At 30.6% G+C, this 2,254-nt stretch carries 3 protein-coding genes; 1 reads left to right on the top strand and 2 read right to left on the bottom strand.

Annotated features, from left to right (window positions below; all coding sequences use genetic code 11):
• Positions 1-486: 486 nt before the first annotated feature.
• Entirely contained in the window at positions 487-657 is a 171-nt protein-coding gene (locus tag QZZ51_RS16525; RefSeq protein WP_291871699.1) for a Lacal_2735 family protein, read from the bottom strand.
• Between the two features lie 161 nt (positions 658-818).
• Between QZZ51_RS16525 and QZZ51_RS16520 the strand changes: the two genes are divergently transcribed.
• Positions 819-1,265, top strand: a complete 447-nt coding sequence (locus QZZ51_RS16520; RefSeq protein ID WP_366511990.1) for a 6-carboxytetrahydropterin synthase — start codon at positions 819-821, stop codon at positions 1,263-1,265.
• A 22-nt stretch (positions 1,266-1,287) separates the two neighbouring features.
• On the opposite strand, the gene QZZ51_RS16515 is transcribed toward QZZ51_RS16520, so the two are convergent.
• Positions 1,288-2,049, bottom strand: coding sequence for a CDP-alcohol phosphatidyltransferase family protein (locus QZZ51_RS16515; protein ID WP_291871697.1), 762 nt, complete (start codon positions 2,047-2,049; stop codon positions 1,288-1,290).
• Between the last annotated feature and the right edge of the window lie 205 nt (positions 2,050-2,254).

The following is a 2,254-nucleotide window of genomic DNA, read 5'->3' as shown; positions in this document are numbered from 1 at the left end:
ATAGTCCCAATAAGGTTCCCTGGTTTTATGCCACTAACCGAATTTATAATTTTTAAGCGCGTTACCTTGTCCATGGCTTTAATCGCTTCTTTGGTATACTGCATCTTATTTTTTTTGTTTATGTGTGTTGTTAAAATTCATTGCTTATCAGTTTTGATTTAGTTTAAGCAGATAAGAAATAAGTTTAGGGGTGAAGTACCTTCTTGTTTTGCTCTATGGAAAGGTTCGTATTTTGTTAATCTAAGTCTACTTGCCTTTCTTTAAGTTCTTTTTCTGTTATAATTTCTAAACTACTTTTTCCCATATTTGATTGGCATTTAAGCGGAAACTTCCTAGTACATTAAAATTGCATTCTTCTGGTGGTAATAATCGATAAAAAAAGTTTCCTTAGTGTATCGCGTTGGTATACATGGTAGACTTCCTCTATAATAGTCTTAAATGTAAATTTGGCGCTTTATATTAAGTTGTTATACTCAAAATCATACATTAAGGCTTTAATAAGATTTCTATTTTTTTCATAATTTCTTCTGCTTCATAGGCCTTTTGGTCACTTAGTTTTCTATTTATTGTAGATGCAGCATGGGCTTCTTTTAAAAGTTTTTGATACTGCTCGTATAGTATTTCTTTTTCTGATTTCTTTTTAAATAATCCAAACATAGCATGTCTTTTAAGTAAAATTTCGTAGTATAAATCGCGAAGTAAAGATATAAAATGTTTAATTAATTTGTGTATTTTTTAAACAAAATAAAAAGAAGTGAATTAATATGAATATATTTGTAGGGTAATTCTCCTATAGGGAGCAACACTAAACTAAGCTTATGCACAAAACAGCTATTATACGTTGCGAGCATTTCAATGTCGCTCATAAATTACGTAATAAGAACTGGGATAATGAAAAAAATCGTACCATTTTTGGTGAATGTAATAGCCCTAATTATCATTGGCATAATTACGATTTAGAGGTTAAGACTATTGGTTTTTGTGATCCAGAGACGGGTTATGTAATCGATACAAAAAACCTTTCGAGTCTTATTAAAGATAAAATATTAGACAGGTTTGATTATAAGAACCTAAACTTAGATATAGCGCAATTTGTAGAGTTGAATCCTACGGCAGAAAATATTGCTATGGTAATATATAAGATACTTAGAGCAGAGTTAGAGGAACATTTAAAGCTAAAAATAACTCTACGAAACTCCAAGAAGCTATGTAGAATATCCGCACAGCTAATGCATCCTATTTCTAAAAAAAAAGACGTAACGTAAATGGGATTAAAGCTTTACGTTCTTAAAGTAACTTTCTAATACCAATAAAAACAAGAAGCATTAAGGAGTACCATAAGAAGAAAGAAATAATATATTCTTTGTAGCCCGTAATTAGCAACACACTTATGATTAAAAGCTGAAAACCCAGCCCAAAAATAGATATAGCGGACATAAATAACTTAGGTAAAGTCTTCCCTTTATGGGCATTAGCATCTAGTGTATAGATTATTTTATCAAACACTCCATAAAGCATTTTGTAAATAGCAAAGAGGAGGTTTACATTTTTTTGTTTTTCTCCTTTTAAAGCTATAGGTGTCTTATCTTCAAAAATTCTACTGGTGGTATCTCCGTTTACTGTATTCCTTAAAATAACATAATAGTAATTGTATAAAGTGCCTTGTAATTGGATTCCTAAAAAGGAAAAAGAACAGAGTATAAAGCTGGTCTCTGTTGTATGCCAAATGGCTAAAATAATGAGTGCATTTAATAGTATATCGGCAATAGAATCTAGGTAGCGACCTGTATATGAAGGAGTTTTTTTTACGCGTGCTAATTCTCCATCCGCAGCATCTAATATCGATTTTAGAATTAAGAAAAAAGCGGCGGCCCATAAATAGCCTAATAGAATACAAGCAACGGATATTAAGCCCGCAATAATAAACCCTATGGTGACATCAATAGGGGTATATGAAGTTTTTTTAAGTAAATTAGCTATATGTCTTGCAATAGGTCTTCCGTAATCCGAAAGGTCTATAAAGGTGTGATTTTTAGGTAATTTAGACATATTGCTTTTTTGATTCTAAAATTTTTCTGGAGTGTAAAACCCAAACTTTAAAAAGGGTAAAGTTTTTTAAAAAACTATAAATGTACAATGGCTTCATAGATAAACCTGGATCAAGCACAAAACTTGTGTGAGAATTAGTATTATAGTTTAATCTTTGTTAAAAAGAAAATTTTGGATTTATCACTAGACCTTTTAAAATTAATAC

This window comes from Maribacter sp., assembly GCF_016744255.1.
Lineage (GTDB): Bacteria > Bacteroidota > Bacteroidia > Flavobacteriales > Flavobacteriaceae > Maribacter_B.
The sequence above is the reverse complement of the archived record's forward strand: the minus strand, read 5'-3'. Positions and strand labels throughout refer to the sequence as shown.